This window comes from Cronobacter sp. EKM101R (assembly GCF_963888145.1).
GTDB lineage: Bacteria > Pseudomonadota > Gammaproteobacteria > Enterobacterales > Enterobacteriaceae > Cronobacter > Cronobacter turicensis.
Window position 1 is genome coordinate 156,911 of sequence record NZ_CAWPHW010000071.1, and the last position, 23,131, is coordinate 180,041.

The following is a 23,131-nucleotide window of genomic DNA, read 5'->3' on the forward strand; positions in this document are numbered from 1 at the left end:
TTGTGGCATCAGGCTGTTGTCTCTTCGAGGCGCTGGCGTTTGCGCAGCGACGGAAACAGGCGCATCCAGAGCCCGACCACCACCAGCGTGCCGATGCCGCCAATGGCCGCAGCGGGCACGGTGCCCAGCAGCGCCGCCAGCATGCCGGATTCAAATTCGCCCAGCTGGTTCGAGGTATTGATAAATATTGAATTAACGGCGTTAACGCGGCCCAGCATCTCGTTAGGGGTATCGAGCTGCACCAGCGCGCCGCGGATAACCATGCTCACCATATCAAACCCGCCTGTCGCAAAGAGCGCGATAAGCGACAGCCACAGGTTGCTGGAGAGCGCGAACACCAGCGTCGCCACGCCAAAGCCCGCCACGGATAAAAACATAATCATCCCGACATGTTTCTCAAGCGACCGGCGGCTCAGCCAGAAGCCCACCAGCAGCGCGCCGACGGCGGGCGCGGCGCGCAGCAGCCCCAGCCCCCACGGACCGGTGTGCAGAATATCGTGGGCGTAAATCGGCAGCAGCGCGGTGGCGCCGCCCAGCAGCACCGCAAAGAGATCGAGCGAAATCACGCCCAGCACGTCCGGGCGCTCGCGGATAAACTTCACGCCCGCAAACAGCGTGGCGAGGCTCGCGGGCTGGCGCGCAGGCGGCGCCTGTTCATAGCGCAGGCGGCTCACCATCGCGACAGAAATGAGATACAGCACAGCGGTTAGCGCATACACCACCTGCGCGCCGAAAACATACAGCAGCCCGCCCAGCGCCGGGCCCATGATCATCGCCGCCTGGCTTGATACCGCGCTCGCCGCCGTGGCGCGCGCCAGCAGGGCGGGCGGCACCAGCGCTGGCAGCATCGACTGCAACGACGGCGCTTCCATCACTTTGGCGACGGAAATAATAAAAATCAGCCCGAGGATAATCTTCACGTCGGCAAGGTGCGCCACGGTGGCCGCGGCCAGCGCGACGATGGCGAGCCACTCCACCAGCTGACCAATCAACACCACCCGGCGGCGATCGCGCTGATCGGCGATATGCCCCGCCCAGAGCGCCAGCGTCACGGACGGAAGAAACTGCACCAGGCCTATCAGACCAAGATAAAACGCGCTGTGGGTGAGGGCGTAAATCTGCCAGCCCACCACGATAGACAACATCTGGAAACCAAAACCGGAGCAGGTCCGCGCCAGTCAGAAGGCGACAAACGAACGGTGCGCCAGCAGCGACGCGCCGCCATCAGAGTGTACAGAAGCCATAAACCATCCCGAACGTATTAAAACGCGGCGTGAAGGAATTGTTATCGCCGCGTGAGAGGTTTAAGCCTACAGGGATTTCGCAAAAAGTGGCATCGCACCCTGTGCGATTTGCTTAGCGGGCGAAGTGTTCCACCTTTTCGAAGGCGGCGCGCAGTACCGCGGGCGACAGCGTCACCGGCAGAGCGTGGATCGATTCCACCGGGCGCAGCGTATGGGCGATAACGCGGTCCAGCTCGGCGGCGTTGTGAATATCCACATCCAGCTCTGCAAGCGTGGTGGGCAGCCTGAAGCGTTGCCAGGCGTCAATGAGCTGCGCGAGAACGTCGTCCTGGCCGAGCAAGGCGCTCTGCACCAGGATGCCGTAGGCCACTTTGGTGCCGTGCAGGAATTTTTCCGTCTGCGGCAGTACGGTCAGGCCGTTATGCACCGCATGGGCCGCCGCGACGCGCGTATAGCGCTCGCCAAGGCCGCCGACCATGCCGCCGCCCGCGATGATGGCATCCACCACATCGCGGAAATCCTGCGTGAGCAGGCCACGATGCTGATCGGCGAGCGCCGTTTCGCTCTGCGCCAGCAGCACGTCGCGAATGGCGAGCGCGGCATTAAGGCCGAGCCGCACGGTGAGCGGCAGGGTGCGAGGCGCAGGCGCCAGCACCACGGCTTCGTACCATTTAGCGAGCGTGTCGCCGATGCCCGCGAGCAGATATTCCGCTGGCGCGCGCAGGATAATGTCCGGCTCCACCAGCACCAGATGGTTGGCGTCGTTGAAAATCTCAAAGTGCAGCGCCTGACCGGCGTCGTTATACCAGACGGAGAGCGGCGTCCAGGCCGCGCAGGTGGCGGCGATGGTGGGAATGGCCACGACCGGCAGGTCAAGTCGTCGGGCCAGCGCTTTGGCGGTATCCAGCAGCGCGCCGCCGCCGACGCCAATCACAACCGCGCGGTCATCGCCCGCCCGGGCCGCAAGCGCATTCACATCGCTTTCGCTGCAATGCCCGCGAAACAAAATCTGCGTGGCGCCAGGCGCGTCAATGGCGTCGGTGAGAAAAGGGCGCGCGGCGGCCATCGCCCGCTCGCCATATACCCAGACGGCGCGGGAAAGTTGCGCCGGGGTGTAGAAATCATGCAGACGCGCCAGTGCCCCTCGGTGGGAGTAGTAATTTGCCGGGCCGGGAACCACGCGGATGTCGGTATCGCTCATGAAGGTTGTCCTTGTCTTTTTTACCATCCTGCCACAAAAAGCCGTCCGGACGTCCCATTATTGTCGCCCGCGCGCATGCAATTTTTTCACGTTGGCGGCGAAACGCAGCGGCAACCTGAAAAATTCTAATATTACGTCCAGACATCTGGACGGCTAATAATTTTTTGCTTTATCTTATGCCGATTCATTCATTGCCAGCGAATATATCCGCGTGAATGATTGGCTTAACTGATTAATCATTCGTGTGGAGACGTCCCGCTATGTCCCTGAACCAGCGCCTTGAGATGCGCGCGATATCCCTGGCCTTCAGCGGCTTCCCGGCGCTGACGCAGGTGGATTTCACCCTGCGCGCCGGGTCCGTGCATGCGCTTACCGGGGCAAACGGCGCCGGAAAATCGACGCTGATGGCGGTGCTCTCCGGGGCCTGGGATCACTATCAGGGCCAGATCCTGCTGGATGGCGAACCCGCGCACATCCGCTCCCCGCGCGACGCCAAAGCGCTCGGCATTCATCTGGTGCAGCAGGAAGTGGACGCCGCGCTGGTGCCGGGGCTGAGCGTCGCGGAAAACATTATGCTCGACAGCCTGCGTGAGGGCGGGCTGCGCTACCGCTGGGGTGAAACCCGCCGCCGCGCCCGTGCGGCGCTGGCACAGCTTGATGTCGATATGGACGTCAATCGCCGTATCGACAGTTGTTCGCTTGCCGAAAAACAGCATGTGCTGCTGGCGCGGGCGCTTTCGCATCACTGCCGTTATCTGATTCTCGATGAACCCACAGCGCCGCTCGATCAACACGAAAGCGAGCGCCTGTTCGCGGTGGTCAGACGCCTCCAGGCGCAGGGCATGGGCGTGGTGTTTATCTCTCACCGCATTCATGAGCTGAAGGCCATCTGCGACACCCTGACGGTGCTGCGCGACGGCAGGCTGATTGAGAGCGGGCCGATGGCGTCGCTCTCCGGCTCGCAGATTGTCGAGAAAATGCTGGGCCACGCGCTCGACACGCTCTACCCGCCGCGCCGCCCGATGCCTGACGATGCGGTGTTGCTGGCGGTGGACGGGTTGCATGACGAGACGCTGCTACAGGACATTTCGCTGCGTCTGCGCAAAGGAGAGATCCTGGGCATCGCCGGGCTGGCCGGCGCCGGAAAAACGGAGCTGTGCAAGGCGCTCTTTGGCGCGAGCAAAAGCACGCTGCGCCAGGGAGAGCTGGCGGGGCGTCCGTGGCGGCCCACCGATCCTGCCGATTCAGTGGCGCGCGGGCTGGCGCTGGTGCCGGAGGAGCGGCGTAAAGAGGGCATTTTTATCGACGAGCCGATCGCCATGAATCTCGCCGTCAGCGCCGACGGCAGCTTTACCCGCTGGGGGCTGTTTGGTCGCCGCGACGCCTGGCGCTGGGCGCAGGAGGTGATTTCGCGTCTCGGTATTCGCGCGAGTGGGCCAGAGCAGCGGCTTCGCAGGCTTTCCGGCGGCAATCAGCAGAAAGTGGCTATCGGCAAATGGCTGCGCGGCAATAACGATGTGCTGATTTTCGATGAGCCGACCAAAGGCGTCGACGTCAAAGCCAAAACCGATCTGTTCAACCTGATTGACGGGCTCGCCCGTCAGGGCAAGGGCATTATTTACGCCTCCGGCGAATTCGCCGAGCTGGTGGGCCTGTGCGACCGCATCTGCGTGCTGTGGGACGGTCGCATCGTCGCGGAGCTGGATAGCCGTGAAGCCAGCGAAGAAACCTTATTACTCTATTCCACCGGAGGAACCCCCGCGTGAGCAAGGCCGCAACCCTGAAGAGCACGCCGTCGGCGCGCCACCAGCTGTTTGAGTTTTTCTATAAGTGGGGGATGCTGCTGACGGTCGTGGCGCTGGTCGCGCTGTTCGGCATCGCCTCGGACAACTTTCTCGATCCCTTCAACATCATCAACATTCTGCGCTCGATCGCCATCGTCACGGTGATCGCCATTGGCGTCTCCGTCTCGCTGACCATCGGCGGATTCGAGCTCTCGGTAGGCTCAACGGCCTCGCTTGCCAATGCGCTGGTGATCTCGCTGTTCGTCTGGCACGGCTTCGGCACAACGGAGGCGATTGTCATCACGCTTGCGCTTTGCACGCTGGTCGGGCTGTTTAACGCGTTTCTCATCGTGGTGCTGAAAATCCCGGACATGCTCGCCACGCTTGCCAGCCTGTTTGTAATCCAGGGCGTTGCGATGACCTACAGCTACGGCGGCTCGATCACCCAGAACATGGTCTTGCCGAGCGGCGACATGGCGGAGGGCATGATTCCTGACGCGTTCAGCCTGCTTGGCCAGGTGCCGGTTATCGTGATTGTGATGCTGGTGGTAACGGTCGTGGCGCAGCTTGGGCTGTCGCTGACCACCCACGGGCGGCGCATGTACGCCATCGGCGGCAACCCGGAGGCGGCGCGCCTCTCCGGGATCCGCATTACGCGCTACAAAGTGGCGGCGTATATCATTGCTTCGCTGCTGGCGGGCCTCGGCGGCATTCTGCTCGCTTCGCGCATCGGCTCGTCGCAGGTGAACGCGGGCAGCGGCTATCTGATGGACGCCGTCGCGGCGGCGTGGATTGGCTTTTCGCTGGCGGGCTCCGGCAAGCCGAACGCGCTCGGCACATTAGTGGGCGCGGTGATTCTGGGCGTGCTTTCTAACGGCCTGGTGATGCTCTCGGTGCCGTATTACGCGATGGACATTATCAAAGGGCTGGTGCTCGCTGGGGCGCTTGCCATCACTTACATCCAGCGACGTTAATCACAGACAGGGAAATAAACAGAATGAAAAAACTGACGCTCTCTTTACTGGCGCTGGGCCTGCTCTCTTCGCTCCCCGGTTTTGCCGCCACGCCCGCGCCGGTGCCGGAGGCCATCGCCAGTCACAACGGGCCGGTACGCATCGCCGTTATCCGCAACCTGGGCTCGGACGACAACACCACGCAGTTTGTGGCGGGCGCGATTCAGGAAGGCAAGAAACTCGGCTTTAAGGTCAGCACCTTTTTAAGCAACGGCGACGACGCGAAATTCCAGGACTTCGTTAATCAGGCCATCAGCCAGAAATATGACGGCATTATTCTCTCGCAGGGGCGCGATCCGTACTCCACCGAGCTGGTGAAACGCATCGTGGACGCGGGCATTAAAGTCTCGGTGTTTGATACCGCCGTGAAGGGCGAAATCCCGGGGGTTACCGTCACCCAGCAGGATGACGCGTCGCTCACGCAGCTCTCGGCAGGCCAGCTGGTGAAAGATTTCAACGGCAAGGCGAATATCATCAAGCTGTGGGTCGCGGGCTTCCCGCCGATGGAGCGTCGCCAGGCGGCGTATCAGGAGATCCTGAAGCAAAACCCCGGCATTAAAGAGCTGGAATCGATAGGCGCGGTCTCCTCGGACGTGCAGGGCGATACCGCCAACAAAGTGGGCGCGGTGCTGGCGAAATACCCTAAAGGCCAGATTGACGCTATCTGGGGCACTTGGGACGCCTTCAGCCAGGGCGCTTACAAGGCGCTGAAAGAGAACGGACGCACCGAGATCAAGCTCTACAGCATCGATATCTCCAACCAGGATTTGCAGCTAATGCGCGAAGCGGGCAGCCCGTGGAAAGTGAGCGTGGCGGTCGATCCGAAGCTGATTGGCGCGACCAACGTGCGGCTTATCGCCAATAAAATCGCTGGCGAGCCGACGCCGGCCACCTATGATTTTAAAGCCGCGGCCATCCCGCAGGCGTTGCTGGCAAGCCAGAGCGGGCCAGTGAACGTGGCGGCGCTCGGTAAAATCATTCCGGGCTGGGGCCAGACGGAGGATTTCGTCGCGCCGTGGTTTGCGACGCTTGAAGCGAAGCACAAATAATGGCGACTGAGTTACCGCGCCCGGACTACAGCCGCAATATGCGGCTGATTGGTCACTCCGATCAGGGCGGCCGCCCGGACGGGGTGCAGGTAATGGTGCACCGGGGCTTTGCGTATATCGGCCATATGGTGTCGCAGGGTTTTTCCATCGTTGACGTGCGCGACCCGAAAAACCCGCAAGCGGCGGGCTACGTGCCTGCGCCGCCCGGCACCTGGAACGTGCATTTACAGGCGCACGATGACCTGCTGCTGGTGATTAACGCCCGCGATCTCTTTGCCGATGCGCGCTTCGCCGATGAAAAAGTCTATTACACCCGTTCGGTCGGCGAGACGGTGCGCGATGTCAACGATAAAGGCTGGAGCGCGGGGCTGCGGGTGTTTGATATCGCCACACCCGATAAACCGCGCGAAATCGGCTTTCTGCCGCTCGATGGCATCGGCATTCACCGTATCTGGTACGTGGGCGGGCGCTGGGCGTATGTCTCGGCGCTTCTCGACGGCTTTACCGATTATATCTTCCTGACTATCGACCTGGCTGATCCGCGCAAACCGGAAGTGGCGGGACGCTGGTGGCTGCCGGGGATGCATCAGGCGGCGGGGGAAACGCCCGACTGGCCCGAAGGCAAACGCTACGCGCTGCACCATGCGATTATCGCGGGCGATACGGCCTACGGGAGCTGGCGCGACGGCGGGCTGACGCTTCTGGATGTGAAAGACCGCAGCCAGCCGAAACTTATCAGCCACCGCAACTGGAGTCCGCCGTTTGGCGGCGGCACGCATACCGCGCTGCCGCTGCCGGATCGCTCCCTGCTGGTGGTGCTGGATGAAGCCGTGCTGGATAACCAGCAGGACGGCGAAAAGCATATCTGGCTGTTTGATATCCGCGAGCCGTCGAACCCGGTGAGTATTTCGACGTTCCCGCAGCCGGATGAAACGGATTATGTGGCGAAAGGCGCGCACTTCGGGCCGCATAATCTGCACGAGAACCGCCCCGGCAGTTTTGTGAGTTCGACGCTGATTTTCGCGACCTGGCAGAATGCGGGCGTGCGTGCTTACGATATCTCGAACCCGTACCGCCCGGTGGAGACCGGCGCGCTGGTGCCCGCCGCGCCAGAGCGAATGATGGATACGCGGCCCGGACGCCCGCCGGTGATTCAGTCGTGCGATGTGTTTGTGGATGCGCAGGGGATTATTTACAGCACGGATTATAACGGCGGGTTGTCGGTGATTGAGTATCTGGGATAACGCGACGGCGGGTGCGGACAGGATGATGGCGGGTGCGCTTTGCTTACCCGCCCTACGGGGGAAAAAATTGTTTTGTAGGGTGGGTAAGCGCAGCGCACCCACCGGGGCCGATTAACCGTACTGCCGCACGCGGGCGATAAACTCGTCGGCGCTCTCAATACGCGGGGCAAGGAGGATCAGCGCCTTGCCAAGCCCGATGGCGTGGCGCAGGCATGACAGCTTCATCTCTTCATCCTGAATGGTATCGATATCCGCCACGTGAGACAGCCCGACGCTTCGGCGGATAAGCTCCGTACCGGCAAAACCAACGGCATCCGTCCACACCTTTTTCAAAAACTCGCTGGCGTAACCCGGCTGGGCCAGCGCCGCATCGCGGGTTTTCTCGCGCGCCAGCGTCTGGAAACGCTCGGCGAAGGTGTGCCACAGCGTGGCGATATCGATAAGGCGCTGCTCGCGCGCGTCGGCGGCTTCGCGGATGCCGAGCTGGCCCGGCGCGCCGCAGTAGTTCAGCAGCAGGTTGCCGATAGCCGTACCAACATCAAAGCCCACCGGGCCGAAATACCCGAACTCGGCGTCGATCGCCTTCAGGCTGCCGTCGGCGACAAAAATCGAGCCGCTGTGAATATCGCCGTGCAGCAGCGCTTCGGCATGGGAGAAAAAGCGGTGTTTGAGCGCGGCCACGGCGCACTTCAGCGGGTTGTCGTCGCGCAGCGCGGCGATCTCGGCTTCAAGAGCGGCCGGGTAGTTATTGCGCTCATGAACCTGATACGGATCGTTAAAGAACAGATCTTCGGTGATCTCGCACATTTCGGGGTTAATAAAGCGCGCCACCTCGGCCTTTTTCGCATGGGGGTGCAGATAAAAATCGCTGGTATGAAACAGCGTCTGCGCCAGATATTCGCCAAGCTGTCGCGCCGCCTGCGGGTAGTGCGCGCCTTTGATCAGCTCGCCGCGCCAGATCCGGTGATCGGAGAGATCTTCCATCACCATGACGGCAAGCGCCGGATCGTAATGATGAATTTTGACCGTATGCGCCGGGCAGTGCTGATAATGCGCCACCAGCGTCTGGGCTTCGAGGCGCGCGCGATCGAGCGTCAGCGGCCAGGATTCCCCCACGCAGCGTACGTAGGGCAGCGCCTGTTTAACGATAACGCGGCTCGTGCCCTGCGTATCAAAGATTTTAAAAACCAGATTGAGATTGCCGTCGCCGATCTCCTGCGCGCTGACCAGTTCTTCCGGCGCGCTGAGTCCGCCAAATTGTTGCGCATAAGCCACCGCATCGCTGGCCGTAAAGGTTCGGTATTGCGACATTGCTGATATCCTCATTCAATCTGGTTATAAAGCCGTACAGACGTCTATACATCTGGATTTCATCCTGACACAATGGAACACATTAACGCAACAAGGATTTAACGCATGCAGACACTTCAGACGACCAGCCTGCGGGTGGTGGATAACCAGCTTTGGATCCTCGACCAGCAGGCGCTGCCGCAGCAGAAAAACTGGCTGCCCGCCGATAACACAGAAGCGCTGGTGGGACATATCCACGCGCTGCGGGTGCGCGGCGCGCCGTTGATTGGGCTTTCGGCAAGCCTGTTGCTGGCGCTGCTGGCCGAACATGGCATGACGCGCGACGCGCTAGGTCAGGCGCTCGAGGTGCTGCGCGCGGCACGCCCGACGGCGGTGAACCTGATGAACAATCTCGACCGCATGAAACAGGCGCTCGCGCAGCCGGATTTCGTGGCGGCGCTGGGGGCGGAAGCCTTGCGCCTGGTGCAGGAAGATCGCGAGCTGTGCGAGCGCATCGCGCGCGCCGGGAGTGAACTCGTGACGCCCGGCAGCCGTCTGCTCACCCACTGCAATACCGGCGGGCTCGCGACGGCGGGCGTCGGCACGGCGCTGGGCGTGATTGCGCGCGCGCATGAAGCGGGCAAGGTGGCGAACGTCTGGGTGGATGAAACCCGACCGCTCTTGCAGGGCGGGCGCTTAACCGCCTGGGAGCTTGGCGAGCTTGGCGTGCCGTATCAGCTGATCACCGATTCGATGGCGGCGAGCCTGATGGCGCAGGGGCAGGTAGACGCCGTCTGGGTGGGCGCGGATCGCATCGCGGCCAATGGCGACGTGGCGAATAAAATCGGCACCTATTCGCTTGCCGTACTGGCGAAGTTCCATGGCGTGCCGTTTTACGTGGCGGCCCCGCAGACCACGCTCGATCCGGCGTGCCCGAACGGCGCGGCGATCCCGATTGAGCAGCGCTCAGCGGCGGAAGTCACCGGCGTGGCGGGCAGCTTCGGCGCGGTACAGTGGGCGCCGGAAGACGCGCGCGTCTATAACCCGGCGTTTGACGTGACCCCGGCCGCGCTGATTAGCGGCTGGGTGCTGGACAGCGGCGTGGTGACGCCAGTGGATGTGGCGAACGGGCGTTTCGCCGGGTAAAAACGGCGTCCGCGCGAGGCGGACGCCGCGTTATTTCACCCAGTCGCGCACCGGCAGGAAATCGCGGTACAGCGCCGCTTCCGGGCTGTTTTCTTCCGGCTGATAGCCATATTCCCAGCGCACCAGCGGCGGCATCGACATCAGTATCGACTCGGTGCGCCCGCCGGTTTGCAGGCCAAACAGCGTGCCGCGGTCCCACACCAGATTAAACTCCACATAGCGGCCGCGACGGTAGAGCTGGAATTCGCGCTCGCGCTCGCCCCAGGGCAATGCTTTACGGCGCTCCACAATGGGCAAATAAGCCTTGAGATAGCCGTCGCCCACCGCCTGCATAAACGCAAAGCAGGTATCGAAATCGGGCGTGTTGAGATCGTCGAAGAACAGCCCGCCGATGCCGCGCGCTTCCTGGCGATGCTTAAGATAGAAATAATCATCGCACCATTTTTTATAACGCGGGTAGACGTCATCGCCAAAAGGCGCGCAGAGATCCCGCGCGGTGCGGTGCCAGTGCACCGCGTCCTCTTCAAAGCCATAAAACGGCGTTAAATCAAAGCCGCCGCCAAACCACCAGACCGGATCGGCGCCCGGTTTCTCAGCAATGAAAAAGCGCACGTTGGCGTGGCTTGTCGGCACATACGGGTTGCGCGGATGCACGACCAGCGACACGCCCATCGCCTCAAAGCTGCGGCCTGCCAGTTCCGGGCGGTGCGCGGTGGCGGACGCGGGCATGGCGTCGCCATGCACATGGGAGAAATTCACGCCCGCCTGCTCGAACACCACGCCGTCGCGCAACACACGGCTACGTCCGCCGCCGCCGCCTTCACGCTGCCAGGCGTCTTCGACGAAATGGTCGCCATCCACCGCCGCCAGTTGCTGGCAGATACGGTCCTGTAAATCGAGCAGAAAAGCTTTTACGCGCTGAATATCGGGTGCCATCGTTAGCCTCGTTTCGAGTGGGCTTTGTGGTTATCAAACCAGTTGAAATAGCTGATGACCCCATTGGCGATGGCGGTCGCTATCTTCTGGCGAAAAGCGGCCGTGCCCAGCAGCTTTTCTTCCTGCGGGTTGGTGATAAACGAGGTTTCCACCAGCACAGACGGGATCGACGGCGACTTCAGCACCACGAACGCCGCCTGTTCCGTGTTACGGCTGTGCAGACGGTGAACCGGTTTTATCTGGCGCAGAATATGCGAGCCGAGCGTCAGGCTATTTTTAATGGTGTCGGTCTGCACCAGATCGAACAGCACCTGTTGCAGATAGTGATCTTTATTTTTGACCTTGCTGCCAGCCACGTCGTCGGCGGCGTTTTCACGCTCGGAGAGGTATTTTGCCATGGCGCTACTGGCGCCGCGGTTGGAGAGCGCGAAGACCGACGCGCCCGCGGCGCTGGGGCTGGTAAAGCCGTCGGCGTGAATCGACATGAACAGGTCCGCGCCGTGTTTGTGTGCGATTTCAACGCGATCGTAGAGCGGGATGAAAGTGTCGTTGCTGCGCGTCAGTTTGGCGTCGATGCCGTGGGCGCGCAAAATGGCGCGCACGTTTTTCGCGATGGCGAGCACCACATGCTTTTCTTTCGAGCCGTTATGGCCGATAGCGCCGGTATCGATGCCGCCGTGACCTGGATCGAGCATCACGAGACGGCGCGCGCCCGCTTTTTTCGCCTTCGGTTTGCTGTGACTGTTACGCGTGCTGAGCGCCGGGCTCTCTTCTTTCGCCAGCGCCTGGTTAATACCGGTCAGTGCGAGCGCGGCAAGGCCTGCGCGCAATAGCTGACGTCGCGAGGTGAGTTTTTTTAAGGGTTTGAAAGTGCTCATGCGTCCTGACTTCTGATTTTACTGTCCTGGAGTGTTATAACCTGGCGTAACGGGGTGAAACGACACCCTGTTGCAACAAAAGTTTTACTATTCATTTCAGGGCGTGATGAGTCGCCAGTATGCCATTTTCAACGAACTTTTGCCGAAGATATTGGCTATTGGCGCCGGTAGCGCCATAATCTCGGTTTTTATGCCATAAAAGACGGGGAATACCATGGAGATACGCGTTTTTCGCCAGGCCGACTTTGAAGAAGTCATCACCCTGTGGGAGCGTTGCGATCTGCTGCGTTCGTGGAACGATCCTGAAATGGATATCGAACGTAAACTTAACCATGACCCGGATCTTTTTCTGGTGGCGGAAGTGAGCGGCGAAATCGTCGGCTCCATCATGGGCGGCTATGACGGCCATCGCGGATCGGCGTATTACCTGGGCGTACACCCGGAATTTCGCGGGCGCGGCATTGCGAACGCGCTCTTAAACCGCCTTGAGAAGAAGCTCATCGCGCGCGGCTGCCCGAAAATCAATATCCAGATCCGCGAAGAAAATGACGTCGTGCTTGGTATGTACGAGCGGCTTGGCTATGAACATCAGGATGTGATTAGCCTTGGCAAACGGCTCATTGAGGATCAGGAGTACTGATAACGGTTCACCCGGCCAGGGCCGGGTGAGTCAGGCGTTTAGCCTTTGGTGATTTTCTTCACGTCGATTTCGACGGAATTCCAGTCTTTATCAACTTCACCTTCGAGACGCACTTTGTCTTTCGGCGTGATGGTCGCGCCGTTCCAGACGTGGTCGTCAATGTCTACGTTGATGCTGCCGCTGGCGTCGCGGAACTCATAGAGCTCTTTGCCCATCTTGCGCACGATGTTGCCTTCGAGCACCACCCACGCGTCATCGCGCAGGTTCTTCGCTTCGCTGACGGTGGTGCTCGCGGCGTCCGGCCCCTGGAAACCGCCTTTGTTGGTGGCGTTAGCGCTGGCGCTGTTATCCGGGCCTGAGAAGCCGCCTTTCTGCGCCATAACAGGCGTTACGGACAGCGCTGAAGCGGCGATACACAGAGCAATAAGCTGTTTTTTCATTTCCATCTCCTTGGGTTACGTACGACGAAGACCTTTCTTCGTCGGATGAGACAATACATAATTCTGGACCGAATACCGAAAGAGTCCAGGGTTTATACGTGTATTTACCTTCCGATTACGATAGTCGCGGCTGGCTGAAACCCCCGGTGCTGTTCTGGGCGGTGCTGTTATTACAGGCGCGTACCTGGGGGTTATTTGTGCTGGCGGGCGCGTCTCGCGGGCAGGGCGAAGCGCTGCTGGGGCTCTTTTACCCCGACCGTCAAAGCTTCTGGCTGGGTCTTGCCGCGGGGCTGCCCGCGATGCTGACGTTTTTATTAAGCGGGCGGCGGCATGACTATCCGCGCCTGTGGCGCGGCGCGCGTTATGTATTGATGCTGACGCAGGCCGTGATGCTGATAGCGCAGGCCTTGCTGCTTTGGCGCGAGACGCCGGGCGGCATCGCCCTGGCTCTGCTGGCGCTGGATGCCTGGGCGCTGTGGCTGCTGGTCTCGCATCGCCGTCTGCGCGCCTGTTTTGAAACGCCGCAGCCCTGAACGGCACTTTTTGCCGTCTTTGCGCTCCAACGAGACATTGTCGACTGAATAAGGAACCGTAATGAAGAAATTGCCTCTGCTGCTTTGTGGGACATCGCTGTTACTGGGCGGGTGCTCGACGCTCTCTGACGTTAACTGGTCGGCGGCTGCGCCATGGCACTGGTTTGACTGGTGGGGATCGTCGCTGGAAGTGACGGAAAAAGGCGTCGGCGATATCACTGCCGATACGCCGCTTCAGGAAGCGGCGGTGAGCGAGGCGCTGGGCGACGACTATCGCCTGCGCAGCGGCATGCGCGCCAACGGCGGCACCATTGTGCGCTATTTCGAAGCGATGAAAGAGAATCAGCTGGCGCTGGTCATTGACGGTGAAAACGGCACGGTGAGCCGCATCGACGTGCTGGATAAAGCGATACCCACCGACAGCGGCGTGGAGATCGGGACGCCGTTTGGCGATCTCTATAAAAAAGCCCAGGGCGCCTGTCAGAAAGCCAGCGCGCCGGATGACGCGGGCGTGGAGTGTAAAGCGCCTGGCAGCGAGCATATTAGCTATGTCTTTAGCGGCGAATGGCGCGGCCCGCAGGAGCTGATGCCGCCGGATGACGCGCTTAAAGGCTGGACGCTGAAAAAGATTATCTGGCGCCGCTGAGTCTTGCGTAAACGCAACGCCTGAGCCGTTAAATCGGGTACAATATGCCCGGTTTTGCCACCCCGGTGGCAGCGGTTTATCAGGAGGAGTGATGTCTGTGGTTCAAAGCGGCATTTTGCCGGAGCATTGTCGCGCGGCTATCTGGCTTGAAGCGAGCGTTGATGAAAGCCAGCGCGAGACGCTGCGCGCGGCGAGCAAAATTTTCGCCGATAAAGTAGCGACCTTTCAGGCGCAGTTTCCCGAGGCGAATCTCGGCGTCGTCGTGGCGTTCGGCCATACGTTGTGGCGTTCGCTTACCAATGATGACAGCGCGGCAGAGCTGAAAGACTTTGCGCCGCTCGGCAAAGGGCTTGCGCCTGCTACCCAGCACGATGTGCTGATCCACATTCTCTCGCTGCGCCATGATGTGAATTTCTCAGTCGCCCAGGCGGCGCTGGAGGCGTTCGGCGACGCGCTGAACATCGAAGAAGAAACCCACGGTTTTCGCTGGGTGGAAGATCGCGATCTGAGCGGCTTTGTCGACGGCACCGAAAACCCGGCGGGCGAAGAGACGCGCCGTGAGGTGGCGGTGATTCAGGACGGCGTTGACGCGGGCGGCAGCTACGTCTTTGTGCAGCGCTGGGAGCATAACCTGAAACAGCTCAACCGTATGAGCGTGCCGGATCAGGAGATGATGATTGGGCGCACCAAAGCCGCTAACGAAGAGATTGACGGCGACGCGCGTCCGGTCACGTCACATCTTTCTCGCGTCGATCTGAAAGAAGATGGCAAAGGCCTGAAGATTGTGCGCCAGAGCCTGCCTTATGGTACTGCCAGCGGCGTGCATGGCCTCTACTTCTGCGCCTACTGCGCGCGTCTTTATAACATTGAGCAGCAACTGCTGAGCATGTTTGGCGACACGGACGGCAAGCGCGACGCCATGCTGCGCTTCACGCGGCCGGTGACCGGCGGCTACTATTTCGCCCCGTCGCTGACCCGCCTGCTTAACCTCTGATCCCCTTCGCGCGCGGCCTTACGGGCCGCGCCGTCACGCCCTTCGTCTTATATCCTTTTGCACTTGCAAATCACTAAACGGTATATAAAAGCGGTATAGCTTTCCCACCCGTATAAATACACTGATGGCTCGATCGTTATCACATTTATAAGGTGCAAAATGGCCGTGAAATCAGTGAAAAAAGCATGGGGCTCGCTGGCGATTTCTCTGCTGATGGCAGGTTCCGCGCAGGCGACTGAACTGCTTAACAGCTCTTATGATGTTTCGCGCGAGCTGTTCGCTGCCCTGAACCCGTCGTTTGAACAGCAATGGGCGAAGGATAACAACGGCGATAAGCTGACGATCAAACAGTCTCATGCGGGCTCCTCCAAGCAGGCGCTCGCGATCCTACAGGGCTTAAAAGCAGACGTTGTAACTTATAACCAGGTGACCGACGTTCAGATCCTGCATGACAAAGGCAATCTGATCCCGGCCGACTGGCAAGCGCGTCTGCCGAACAATAGCTCGCCGTTTTACTCCACCATGGCGTTCCTGGTGCGTAAAGGGAACCCGAAAAACATTCACGACTGGAATGACCTGGTGCGCCCGGACGTGAAACTGATTTTCCCGAACCCGAAAACTTCCGGCAACGCGCGTTATACCTATCTGGCGGCCTGGGGCGCGGCGGATAAAGCCGACGGCGGCGATAAAGCCAAAACCCAGCAGTTCATGACTCAGTTCCTGAAAAACGTTGAGGTGTTCGACACCGGCGGTCGCGGCGCGACTACTACGTTTGTGGAGCGCGGCCTCGGCGACGTGCTGATTAGCTTTGAATCGGAAGTGAATAACATCCGTAATCAGTATGCCAAAGAAGGCTATGAAGTAGTCGTGCCGAAGGTGAATATCCTGGCGGAATTCCCGGTGGCGTGGGTCGATAAAAACGTGAAGGCCAACGGCACAGAGAAAGCGGCCAAAGCCTACCTCAACTGGCTCTACAGCCCGCAGGCGCAGCAGATTATCACCAGCTATTACTACCGCGTGAATAACCCGCAGGTGATGGAATCGCTGAAAGACAAATTCCCGCAAACCGAGCTGTTTCGCGTGGAAGACGCGTTCGGCAAATGGCCGGACGTAATGAAAACCCATTTCGCCAGCGGCGGTGAGTTCGACAAGCTGGTGGCGGCGGGGCGTAAGTAATGTTTGCTGTGTCTAAACGCGTGCTGCCGGGGTTTACGTTAAGCCTCGGCACCAGTTTGCTGTTTGTCTGCCTTGTCCTGCTGCTGCCGCTGAGCGCGCTGGTGATGCAGGTGTCCCAGATGAGCTGGGCGCAGTACTGGGACGTGATTTCCAACCCGCAGGTCGTGGCGGCGTACAAAGTGACGCTGCTCTCGGCGGCGGTCGCCTCGCTGTTTAACGGCGCGTTCGGCCTGCTGATGGCCTGGATTTTAACCCGCTATCGCTTTCCGGGCCGCACGCTGCTCGACGCGCTGATGGATCTGCCGTTCGCGCTGCCGACCGCCGTGGCTGGCCTGACGCTCGCCTCGCTGTTTTCGGTGAATGGCTTCTACGGCGAGTGGCTGGCGAAGTTTGATATCAAAGTGACCTATACCTGGCTTGGCATCGCGGTGGCGATGGCGTTTACCAGTATTCCTTTTGTGGTGCGTACCGTTCAGCCAGTGCTCGAAGAGCTGGGCCCGGAGTATGAAGAGGCGGCGGAAACCCTGGGCGCCACGCGCCTGCAAAGCTTTCGCAAGGTAGTGCTGCCGGAGCTTTCTCCGGCGCTGATGGCGGGCGTGGCGCTCTCTTTCACCCGCAGCCTTGGCGAGTTTGGCGCGGTGATTTTTATCGCGGGCAATATCGCCTGGAAAACCGAAGTGACCTCGCTGATGATTTTTGTGCGTTTGCAGGAGTTTGACTACCCGGCCGCGAGCGCTATCGCCTCGGTTATCCTTGCCGCGTCGCTGCTGCTATTGTTTGCGATTAACACGCTGCAAAGCCGGTTTGGACGCAGGGTGGTGGGACACTGATGACAACGATGACGCAGGCGCGCGCAGGCGCGCGCATAAACTGGGGGAAATGGCTGCTTATCGGCATCGGGATGCTGCTGTCGGCATTTATTCTCGTGGTGCCGATGATTTATATCTTCGCCAAAGCCTTTTCCGATGGCCTGATGCCGGTGCTGGAGAATATCGCTAACCCCGATATGCTGCACGCCATCTGGCTGACCGTGCTGATCGCGCTGATTACCGTGCCGGTGAATCTGGTGTTCGGCACGCTGCTGGCCTGGCTTGTGACGCGCTTTAACTTCCCGGGTCGTCAGCTGCTACTGACGCTGCTGGATATTCCTTTTGCCGTCTCGCCCGTGGTGGCGGGGCTGGTCTACCTGCTGTTTTACGGCTCCAACGGCCCGCTTGGCGGCTGGCTGGACGCGCACGACATGCAGATTATGTTCGCCTGGCCCGGCATGGCGCTGGTGACGATATTTGTGACCTGTCCGTTCGTGGTACGCGAACTGGTGCCGGTGATGTTAAGCCAGGGCAGCCATGAAGATGAGGCGGCGATTTTGCTGGGCGCTTCAGGCTGGCAGATGTTCCGCCGCGTAACGCTGCCCAATATTCGCTGGGCGCTGCTCTACGGCGTGGTGCTGACCAACGCCCGCGCCATCGGCGAGTTCGGCGCGGTGTCGGTGGTGTCCGGCTCTATCCGCGGCGAGACGCTGTCGCTGCCGCTGCAGATTGAACTGCTGGAGCAGGACTACAATACCGTCGGCGCGTTTACCGCCGCCGCGCTGCTGACCCTGATGGCGATTCTGACCCTGTTTTTAAAGAGTGCGTTGCAATGGCGCCTGCATAATCAGGAAAAACGCGTGCAACAGGAGGGAAATCATGAGCATTGAGATTGCCAATATTAAGAAATCTTTTGGTCGCACCCAGGTGCTGAATGATATCTCTCTGGATATCCCTTCCGGCCAGATGGTGGCGCTGCTGGGGCCGTCCGGCTCCGGGAAAACCACGCTGCTGCGCATTATCGCCGGGCTTGAACACCAGACAAGCGGGCAGATCCGCTTTCACGGTACAGACGTGAGCCGCCTGCACGCGCGTGAGCGTAAAGTCGGTTTTGTGTTCCAGCATTACGCGCTGTTTCGCCATATGACGGTCTTTGACAACATCGCGTTTGGCCTCACCGTCCTGCCGCGTCGCGAACGCCCGAACGCGGCGGCGATTAAACAAAAAGTGACGCAGCTTCTGGAAATGGTGCAACTGGCGCATCTGGCCGACCGCTACCCGGCGCAGCTTTCTGGCGGCCAGAAACAGCGCGTGGCGCTGGCGCGCGCGCTGGCCGTAGAGCCGCAAATTCTGCTGCTGGACGAACCCTTCGGCGCGCTCGACGCCCAGGTGCGTAAAGAGCTTCGGCGCTGGCTGCGCCAGCTGCATGAAGAACTGAAGTTCACCAGCGTGTTCGTGACGCACGATCAGGAAGAGGCGATGGAAGTGGCCGACCGCGTGGTGGTGATGAGCCAGGGCGATATTGAACAGGCCGATGCGCCGGAGCAGGTGTGGCGTGAGCCGGCAACCCGCTTCGTACTGGAGTTTTTAGGCGAAGTGAATCGCCTGAAGGGCACCGTGCGCGGCGGGCAGTTCCATGTCGGCGCGCATCGCTGGCCGCTCGGCTTTACGCCTGCCTATCAGGGGCCGGTGGATCTCTTCTTACGCCCGTGGGAAGTGGACGTCAGCCGCCGTACGAACCTTGATTCGCCGCTGCCGGTGCATGTGCTGGAAGTGAGCCCGAAAGGCCACTATATGCAGCTCGTGGTGCAGCCGCAGGGCTGGTATGACGAACCGCTGACGGTGGTGCTGCGTGAAGATTACGTACCGCAGCGCGGCGAGCGGTTGTTTGTCGGTCTGCAACACGCGCGTATTTACCACGGCAACGAGCGCATCGAGACGCGCGAGAATATTGCTCTGGCGAAGTCTGCCTGATAGCTTATGGAGTAGTTTATCGCCCGGTGGCGCTATGCTTGCCGTGCCGACAGTCATCACTGCATTTTCCAGGCCGGGTAAGCAAAGCGACGCCCGGCTTTTTTATTGAGTAAACATCGTGAATACACTCGAAAATACTATCGGCAACACACCGCTGGTAAAACTCCAGCGCCTGGGGCCGGACAACGGCAGCGAAATCTGGGTCAAACTCGAAGGCAATAACCCGGCAGGCTCCGTCAAGGACAGGGCGGCGCTGGCGATGATTACCCGCGCCGAGGCGCGGGGCGACATCAAGCCTGGCGACACGCTGATTGAAGCCACCAGCGGCAATACCGGCATTGCGCTGGCGATGATTGCCGCCGTTAAAGGGTATCGCATGACGTTGCTGATGCCCGATAACATGAGCATGGAGCGCAAGGCGGCCATGCAGGCGTATGGCGCGAAGCTGGTGCTGGTGAGCCGGGAGCAGGGAATGGAAGGCGCGCGCGATCTGGCCGCAGAGATGGCAACGCGCGGCGAAGGCATTATTCTCGATCAGTTCAATAACCCTGATAACCCCTGGGCGCACTACACGACGACCGGCCCTGAGATTTGGCGTCAGACTGAAGGGCGCCTCACCCATTTTGTCTCCAGCATGGGCACGACCGGCACGATCACCGGTGTCAGCCGCTTTTTGCGCGAACAGGCAAAACCGGTGACCGTAGTCGGTTTACAGCCGGAAGAGGGCAGCAGTATTCCGGGTATCCGCCGCTGGCCTGCAGAATATCTGCCGGGGATTTTTGACGCCTCGTTGGTGGACGACGTGCTGGATATTCATCATCGCGATGCGGAAAACACGATGCGCGATCTGGCGCGTAAAGAAGGCATTTTCTGCGGGGTCAGCTCCGGCGGCGCGGTATGCGGCGCGCTGCGCGTGGCGCGCGAGAATCCGGGCGCTGTCGTGGTGGCGATTATCTGCGACAGGGGCGACCGTTATCTTTCCACGGGCGTCTTTAGCGAAGAGATCTACAGCCAGGGCGCGGGCATTTAACGCAATCACGGCGGGCGTACGCCCGCCGGTTCAGATTTCACGCGGGATTTCAGCTGCCGCGTCTTCCAGTAACGCATCCAGCCCGGTAGCCGCAGGGCGAAAAACAGGCAGAGGAAACGCCAGTGGCGCATGGTCCGGAGTCCGTGGTCAGGTTCAGATAAAAAAATGGCGCCTTGCGGCGCCATTTTTGTACACGAGTCAGTCTTATTTCTTGATACGGATGACCGGCGTTTCACCGACGGTTACGCTACCAGAAAGCTTGGTCAGCTCTTTGATTTCGTCCATATTAGAAATGACAACCGGCGTCAGCGTGGATTTTGCTTTCTCTTCCAGCAGCGGCAGATCGAATTCGATAACCGGATCGCCTTTCTTCACGCGCTGGCCTTCTTCAGCGATGCGTTTGAAGCCTTCGCCTTTCAGCTCAACGGTATCAATACCGAAGTGAACGAACAGTTCGATGCCGCTGTCCGATTCGATAGAGAAAGCGTGGTTAGTTTCGAAAATCTTACCGATGGTGCCATCAACCGGCGCAACCATTTTGTTACCGGTCGGTTTGATAGCGATGCCATCACCAACGATTTTCTCTGCGAACACTACATCCGGCACATCTTCGATGTTAACGATTTCACCAGACAGTGGAGCAACGATCTCAATGGTTCCGGTGTCGCTATTGCCTTTATCACCGAACAGTTTACTAAATAACCCCATTAGCCTTCTCTCCTAAGCAGTAATTTGGGCCGCATCTCGTGGATTAGCAGATTGTTTTTTCTTCAATGAACTTGTTAACCAGCGTCATTAACTCGTCCGTTGTCGGTTGAGCAAGAGCCTGCTCTGCTAAAACCTTCGCATCTTCGAAGTTCGTGTTACGGATAATCTTCTTAATGCGCGGGATAGAAATGGCACTCATACTGAATTCATCCAGACCCATCCCCAGCAACAGAAGTGTAGCACGTTCGTCGCCAGCAAGCTCACCACACATGCCGGTCCACTTACCTTCAGCATGAGATGCATCAATAACTTGCTTGATGAGGTTCAGGACAGACGGCGACATCGGCTGGTAAAGATGCGATATCATATCATTACCGCGGTCAACCGCCAGGGTGTACTGCGTCAGATCGTTGGTACCAATACTGAAGAAATCGACTTCTTTGGCGAGGTGACGCGCGATAGTCGCGGCCGCCGGCGTTTCCACCATTACGCCGATTTCAATCGTTTCGTCGAAAGCTTTGCCTTCGTCACGCAGTTCTTGTTTGAAAACGTCGATCTCTTTTTTCAGCGCGCGCACTTCTTCAACCGAAATAATCATCGGGAACATGATGCGCAGTTTGCCGAACGCGGAGGCGCGCAGGATCGCACGTACCTGATCGCGCAGGATCTCTTTACGATCCATTGCGATACGAATCGCACGCCAGCCAAGGAACGGGTTTTCTTCTTTCGGGAAGTTCATGTACGGCAGCTCTTTGTCGCCGCCGATGTCCATGGTACGCACGATAACCGCCTGCGAGCCACACGCTTCAGCCACGGCTTTATACGCCTGGAACTGCTCTTCTTCCGTCGGCAGGGAGTCGCGATCCATGAACAGGAATTCGGTACGGTAGAGGCCTACGCCTTCAGCGCCGTTACGCTCGGCGCCTGCCACATCGCGCACGGTGCCGATGTTCGCGCAGACTTCAACCTGATGGCCGTCAAGGGTGATGGCCGGCAGATCTTTGAGCTTCGCAAGCTCTGCTTTTTCTTCGGCGACCTGAGTCTGAATCGCGCGCAGCGATTCGATCTCTTCGTTCGTCGGGTTAACGTAGACTTTATTGTTAACCGCATCGAGGATCAGGTAGTCGTCGTTTTTCACCTGAGCGGTGACGCTGCCGGTGCCCACAATCGCTGGCAGCTCAAGAGAGCGCGCCATGATAGAGGTGTGGGAGGTTCGGCCGCCCAGATCGGTAATAAAGCCCAGCACCTTTTTCAGGTTCAGCTGTGCGGTTTCCGACGGGGTCAAATCCGCTGCCACCAGAATAACTTCATCCTGAATGGAGCTTAAATCAATAATGGCCAGGCCCAGAATGTTGCGCAGCAGACGTTTACCGATGTCGCGCACATCAGCGGCGCGTTCTTTCAGGTATTCATCGTCCAGCTCTTCCAGGGCGGTCGCCTGACCTTCGATAACCTCATGCGCTGCCGCGTCGGCAGTGATGTGCTTATCCTTAATCAGGGCTATGATTTCCTGCTCCAGCTCTTCATCTTCCAGCAACATGATGTGGCCTTCGAAGATAGCTTCCTTTTCTTCACCGAAAGTTTCGCCGGCCTTGATCTTAATCGCTTCCAGCTGAGCGGAGGCTTTGGCGCGACCACTCAGGAAACGTTCAACTTCCTGATCAACCTTATCGGCAGAAATTTTTTTCCGGTCGATGACAATTTCATCTTCTTTCAGCAGCAATGCTTTGCCGAAAGCGATACCCGGAGACGCTAAAATGCCTGAAATCATAACCCTACCTTACTTGTGACTGATTTTAATAAGAACCCGGAACTTACTCGAGTTCAGCCATCAGTTTTACCAGATGCTCTACTGCTTTCTGCTCATCTTCGCCTTCCGCGGAGATGGTCACAACGGTGCCCTGAGTCAGGCCCAGAGTCTGCAGTTTAAACAGGCTTTTTGCGCTGGCGCTTTTGCCGTTGGAAGTCACAGTGATCTCGGAGGTGAAGCCTTTCGCTTCTTTTACAAACTGAGCAGCAGGGCGGGTATGCAGACCGTTCGGAGCGGTAATAGTCACTTCTTGCTGGAACATTGTATTTCCCCAACTTATAGGTTTAGTGTTGTGGAACTAAAGTCTAGCCTGGCGGCGGGACTTTAGCCTGTATAGTTAGCGCCGGCGTAACGGAACGCAGCATGGATGCCTGAATCACGAAAAACGCATGGCATCGTGTTCCATGCGGCTCGCGTTTCGCTCGTCATTAATCATTATGACGCGAACGAAGTAGCATGACCAAATCGTTAAATCGATTCAGCACACATCAATTCGCCTCGGGATTAATTTCACGCATCGAAATAATTGCTGGTTAAATACCAGACCCGGTCGATCCAGGCAATGCCATACAAGGCAAAAGTTTGA

At 59.3% G+C, this 23,131-nt stretch carries 23 protein-coding genes and 1 pseudogene; 14 read left to right on the top strand and 10 right to left on the bottom strand.

Annotated features, from left to right (window positions below):
• Window positions 1-8 precede the first annotated feature (8 nt).
• Window positions 9-1,244, bottom strand: a pseudogene (locus AACV31_RS22195) (MFS transporter).
• Between the two features lie 112 nt (window positions 1,245-1,356).
• On the bottom strand, window positions 1,357-2,445 hold the full coding sequence (locus AACV31_RS22200) for an oxidoreductase (protein ID WP_165156096.1): 1,089 nt from the start codon (window positions 2,443-2,445) through the stop codon (window positions 1,357-1,359).
• Window positions 2,446-2,705: 260 nt separating this feature from the next.
• Here AACV31_RS22200 and AACV31_RS22205 point away from each other — a divergent pair, with 260 nt between their 5' ends.
• Genes AACV31_RS22205 through AACV31_RS22220 form a run of 4 tightly spaced genes read left to right on the top strand, consistent with a single transcriptional unit; the run spans window position 2,706 to window position 7,535 of the window.
• The gene (locus AACV31_RS22205; RefSeq protein WP_165156098.1) at window positions 2,706-4,211 is read left to right on the top strand and encodes a sugar ABC transporter ATP-binding protein; all 1,506 of its coding nucleotides are present in this window, start codon (window positions 2,706-2,708) and stop codon (window positions 4,209-4,211) included.
• Window positions 4,208-5,203, top strand: coding sequence for an ABC transporter permease (locus AACV31_RS22210; protein WP_165156100.1), 996 nt, complete (start codon window positions 4,208-4,210; stop codon window positions 5,201-5,203). The genes AACV31_RS22205 and AACV31_RS22210 overlap by 4 nt, the downstream gene beginning before the upstream one ends.
• A gap of 23 nt (window positions 5,204-5,226) precedes the next feature.
• Entirely contained in the window at window positions 5,227-6,291 is a 1,065-nt protein-coding gene (locus AACV31_RS22215) for a sugar ABC transporter substrate-binding protein (protein WP_105538993.1), read from the top strand.
• A complete protein-coding gene (locus tag AACV31_RS22220) occupies window positions 6,291-7,535 on the top strand; it encodes an LVIVD repeat-containing protein (RefSeq protein ID WP_165156102.1) in 1,245 nt (414 codons plus the stop codon). The genes AACV31_RS22215 and AACV31_RS22220 overlap by 1 nt, the downstream gene beginning before the upstream one ends.
• A gap of 111 nt (window positions 7,536-7,646) precedes the next feature.
• Here AACV31_RS22220 and mtnK read toward each other — a convergent pair whose 3' ends face one another.
• Entirely contained in the window at window positions 7,647-8,846 is a 1,200-nt protein-coding gene (mtnK, locus tag AACV31_RS22225; protein WP_165156104.1) for an S-methyl-5-thioribose kinase, read from the bottom strand.
• A gap of 105 nt (window positions 8,847-8,951) precedes the next feature.
• On the opposite strand from mtnK, the gene mtnA reads away from it, so the two are divergent.
• Window positions 8,952-9,971 carry an S-methyl-5-thioribose-1-phosphate isomerase gene (gene mtnA, locus AACV31_RS22230; protein ID WP_165156106.1) on the top strand — a complete coding sequence of 340 codons (1,020 nt, stop codon included), beginning with the start codon at window positions 8,952-8,954 and terminating at the stop codon, window positions 9,969-9,971.
• A gap of 30 nt (window positions 9,972-10,001) precedes the next feature.
• Here mtnA and hemF read toward each other — a convergent pair whose 3' ends face one another.
• Both hemF and amiA read right to left on the bottom strand, forming a co-directional pair.
• Entirely contained in the window at window positions 10,002-10,907 is a 906-nt protein-coding gene (gene hemF / locus AACV31_RS22235; RefSeq protein WP_105538989.1) for an oxygen-dependent coproporphyrinogen oxidase, read from the bottom strand.
• Between the two features lie 2 nt (window positions 10,908-10,909).
• Window positions 10,910-11,785 (bottom strand): N-acetylmuramoyl-L-alanine amidase AmiA, encoded by an 876-nt coding sequence (amiA, locus tag AACV31_RS22240; RefSeq protein WP_105580644.1) that lies wholly within the window; start codon window positions 11,783-11,785, stop codon window positions 10,910-10,912.
• A 214-nt stretch (window positions 11,786-11,999) separates the two neighbouring features.
• Between amiA and AACV31_RS22245 the strand changes: the two genes are divergently transcribed.
• The gene (locus AACV31_RS22245) at window positions 12,000-12,425 is read left to right on the top strand and encodes a GNAT family acetyltransferase (protein WP_004388568.1); all 426 of its coding nucleotides are present in this window, start codon (window positions 12,000-12,002) and stop codon (window positions 12,423-12,425) included.
• A gap of 38 nt (window positions 12,426-12,463) precedes the next feature.
• On the opposite strand, the gene AACV31_RS22250 is transcribed toward AACV31_RS22245, so the two are convergent.
• Window positions 12,464-12,865: a YgiW/YdeI family stress tolerance OB fold protein gene (locus AACV31_RS22250; RefSeq protein ID WP_007763011.1), complete on the bottom strand. Its 402-nt coding sequence runs from the start codon at window positions 12,863-12,865 to the stop codon at window positions 12,464-12,466.
• A gap of 98 nt (window positions 12,866-12,963) precedes the next feature.
• Here AACV31_RS22250 and AACV31_RS22255 point away from each other — a divergent pair, with 98 nt between their 5' ends.
• The 8 genes from AACV31_RS22255 to cysM all read left to right on the top strand — a co-directional run bounded on the left by AACV31_RS22255 (window position 12,964) and on the right by cysM (window position 20,027).
• The gene (locus tag AACV31_RS22255; RefSeq protein ID WP_007763010.1) at window positions 12,964-13,398 is read left to right on the top strand and encodes a DUF2919 domain-containing protein; all 435 of its coding nucleotides are present in this window, start codon (window positions 12,964-12,966) and stop codon (window positions 13,396-13,398) included.
• A 61-nt stretch (window positions 13,399-13,459) separates the two neighbouring features.
• Window positions 13,460-14,044 carry an RpoE-regulated lipoprotein gene (locus tag AACV31_RS22260; protein ID WP_165156108.1) on the top strand — a complete coding sequence of 195 codons (585 nt, stop codon included), beginning with the start codon at window positions 13,460-13,462 and terminating at the stop codon, window positions 14,042-14,044.
• A 91-nt stretch (window positions 14,045-14,135) separates the two neighbouring features.
• On the top strand, window positions 14,136-15,038 hold the full coding sequence (locus tag AACV31_RS22265) for a Dyp-type peroxidase (RefSeq protein ID WP_075198283.1): 903 nt from the start codon (window positions 14,136-14,138) through the stop codon (window positions 15,036-15,038).
• A 159-nt stretch (window positions 15,039-15,197) separates the two neighbouring features.
• Window positions 15,198-16,214, top strand: coding sequence for a sulfate ABC transporter substrate-binding protein (locus tag AACV31_RS22270; protein ID WP_165156110.1), 1,017 nt, complete (start codon window positions 15,198-15,200; stop codon window positions 16,212-16,214).
• Complete coding sequence (gene cysT, locus AACV31_RS22275; RefSeq protein WP_041923793.1) at window positions 16,214-17,044, top strand: sulfate/thiosulfate ABC transporter permease CysT; 831 nt, start codon at window positions 16,214-16,216, stop codon at window positions 17,042-17,044. Before AACV31_RS22270 ends, cysT begins: the two co-directional genes overlap by 1 nt.
• Entirely contained in the window at window positions 17,044-17,913 is an 870-nt protein-coding gene (gene cysW / locus AACV31_RS22280; RefSeq protein ID WP_165156112.1) for a sulfate/thiosulfate ABC transporter permease CysW, read from the top strand. Before cysT ends, cysW begins: the two co-directional genes overlap by 1 nt.
• The gene (gene cysA, locus AACV31_RS22285; RefSeq protein WP_165156114.1) at window positions 17,903-18,997 is read left to right on the top strand and encodes a sulfate/thiosulfate ABC transporter ATP-binding protein CysA; all 1,095 of its coding nucleotides are present in this window, start codon (window positions 17,903-17,905) and stop codon (window positions 18,995-18,997) included. The genes cysW and cysA overlap by 11 nt, the downstream gene beginning before the upstream one ends.
• Before the next feature lie 118 nt (window positions 18,998-19,115).
• A complete protein-coding gene (gene cysM / locus AACV31_RS22290; protein ID WP_007768207.1) occupies window positions 19,116-20,027 on the top strand; it encodes a cysteine synthase CysM in 912 nt (303 codons plus the stop codon).
• Window positions 20,028-20,032: 5 nt separating this feature from the next.
• Here the strand turns inward: cysM and AACV31_RS22295 are convergent, their stop codons facing one another.
• The 4 genes from AACV31_RS22295 to ptsH all read right to left on the bottom strand — a co-directional run bounded on the left by AACV31_RS22295 (window position 20,033) and on the right by ptsH (window position 22,807).
• The gene (locus tag AACV31_RS22295) at window positions 20,033-20,158 is read right to left on the bottom strand and encodes a hypothetical protein (RefSeq protein ID WP_255491301.1); all 126 of its coding nucleotides are present in this window, start codon (window positions 20,156-20,158) and stop codon (window positions 20,033-20,035) included.
• A 73-nt stretch (window positions 20,159-20,231) separates the two neighbouring features.
• Window positions 20,232-20,735 (bottom strand): PTS glucose transporter subunit IIA, encoded by a 504-nt coding sequence (gene crr, locus AACV31_RS22300; RefSeq protein WP_004385842.1) that lies wholly within the window; start codon window positions 20,733-20,735, stop codon window positions 20,232-20,234.
• Between the two features lie 43 nt (window positions 20,736-20,778).
• Window positions 20,779-22,506, bottom strand: coding sequence for a phosphoenolpyruvate-protein phosphotransferase PtsI (gene ptsI / locus AACV31_RS22305; protein ID WP_007768202.1), 1,728 nt, complete (start codon window positions 22,504-22,506; stop codon window positions 20,779-20,781).
• A 43-nt stretch (window positions 22,507-22,549) separates the two neighbouring features.
• On the bottom strand, window positions 22,550-22,807 hold the full coding sequence (gene ptsH, locus AACV31_RS22310) for a phosphocarrier protein Hpr (protein WP_000487600.1): 258 nt from the start codon (window positions 22,805-22,807) through the stop codon (window positions 22,550-22,552).
• Between the last annotated feature and the right edge of the window lie 324 nt (window positions 22,808-23,131).

What these genes read in the sequence shown, in the direction of transcription:
- ptsI (WP_007768202.1), bottom strand. Translation starts at nt 22,506, where the DNA reads ATGATTTCAGGCATTTTAGCGTCTCCGGGTATCGCTTTCGGCAAAGCA.
- AACV31_RS22205 (WP_165156098.1), top strand. Translation starts at nt 2,706, where the DNA reads ATGTCCCTGAACCAGCGCCTTGAGATGCGCGCGATATCCCTGGCCTTC.
- AACV31_RS22250 (WP_007763011.1), bottom strand. Translation starts at nt 12,865, where the DNA reads ATGAAAAAACAGCTTATTGCTCTGTGTATCGCCGCTTCAGCGCTGTCC.
- mtnA (WP_165156106.1), top strand. Translation starts at nt 8,952, where the DNA reads ATGCAGACACTTCAGACGACCAGCCTGCGGGTGGTGGATAACCAGCTT.
- AACV31_RS22215 (WP_105538993.1), top strand. Translation starts at nt 5,227, where the DNA reads ATGAAAAAACTGACGCTCTCTTTACTGGCGCTGGGCCTGCTCTCTTCG.
- amiA (WP_105580644.1), bottom strand. Translation starts at nt 11,785, where the DNA reads ATGAGCACTTTCAAACCCTTAAAAAAACTCACCTCGCGACGTCAGCTA.
- cysA (WP_165156114.1), top strand. Translation starts at nt 17,903, where the DNA reads ATGAGCATTGAGATTGCCAATATTAAGAAATCTTTTGGTCGCACCCAG.
- mtnK (WP_165156104.1), bottom strand. Translation starts at nt 8,846, where the DNA reads ATGTCGCAATACCGAACCTTTACGGCCAGCGATGCGGTGGCTTATGCG.
- AACV31_RS22200 (WP_165156096.1), bottom strand. Translation starts at nt 2,445, where the DNA reads ATGAGCGATACCGACATCCGCGTGGTTCCCGGCCCGGCAAATTACTAC.
- AACV31_RS22265 (WP_075198283.1), top strand. Translation starts at nt 14,136, where the DNA reads ATGTCTGTGGTTCAAAGCGGCATTTTGCCGGAGCATTGTCGCGCGGCT.
- ptsH (WP_000487600.1), bottom strand. Translation starts at nt 22,807, where the DNA reads ATGTTCCAGCAAGAAGTGACTATTACCGCTCCGAACGGTCTGCATACC.
- AACV31_RS22270 (WP_165156110.1), top strand. Translation starts at nt 15,198, where the DNA reads ATGGCCGTGAAATCAGTGAAAAAAGCATGGGGCTCGCTGGCGATTTCT.
- AACV31_RS22245 (WP_004388568.1), top strand. Translation starts at nt 12,000, where the DNA reads ATGGAGATACGCGTTTTTCGCCAGGCCGACTTTGAAGAAGTCATCACC.
- AACV31_RS22295 (WP_255491301.1), bottom strand. Translation starts at nt 20,158, where the DNA reads ATGCGCCACTGGCGTTTCCTCTGCCTGTTTTTCGCCCTGCGGCTACCG.
- cysW (WP_165156112.1), top strand. Translation starts at nt 17,044, where the DNA reads ATGACAACGATGACGCAGGCGCGCGCAGGCGCGCGCATAAACTGGGGG.
- cysT (WP_041923793.1), top strand. Translation starts at nt 16,214, where the DNA reads ATGTTTGCTGTGTCTAAACGCGTGCTGCCGGGGTTTACGTTAAGCCTC.
- hemF (WP_105538989.1), bottom strand. Translation starts at nt 10,907, where the DNA reads ATGGCACCCGATATTCAGCGCGTAAAAGCTTTTCTGCTCGATTTACAG.
- AACV31_RS22260 (WP_165156108.1), top strand. Translation starts at nt 13,460, where the DNA reads ATGAAGAAATTGCCTCTGCTGCTTTGTGGGACATCGCTGTTACTGGGC.
- AACV31_RS22220 (WP_165156102.1), top strand. Translation starts at nt 6,291, where the DNA reads ATGGCGACTGAGTTACCGCGCCCGGACTACAGCCGCAATATGCGGCTG.
- crr (WP_004385842.1), bottom strand. Translation starts at nt 20,735, where the DNA reads ATGGGGTTATTTAGTAAACTGTTCGGTGATAAAGGCAATAGCGACACC.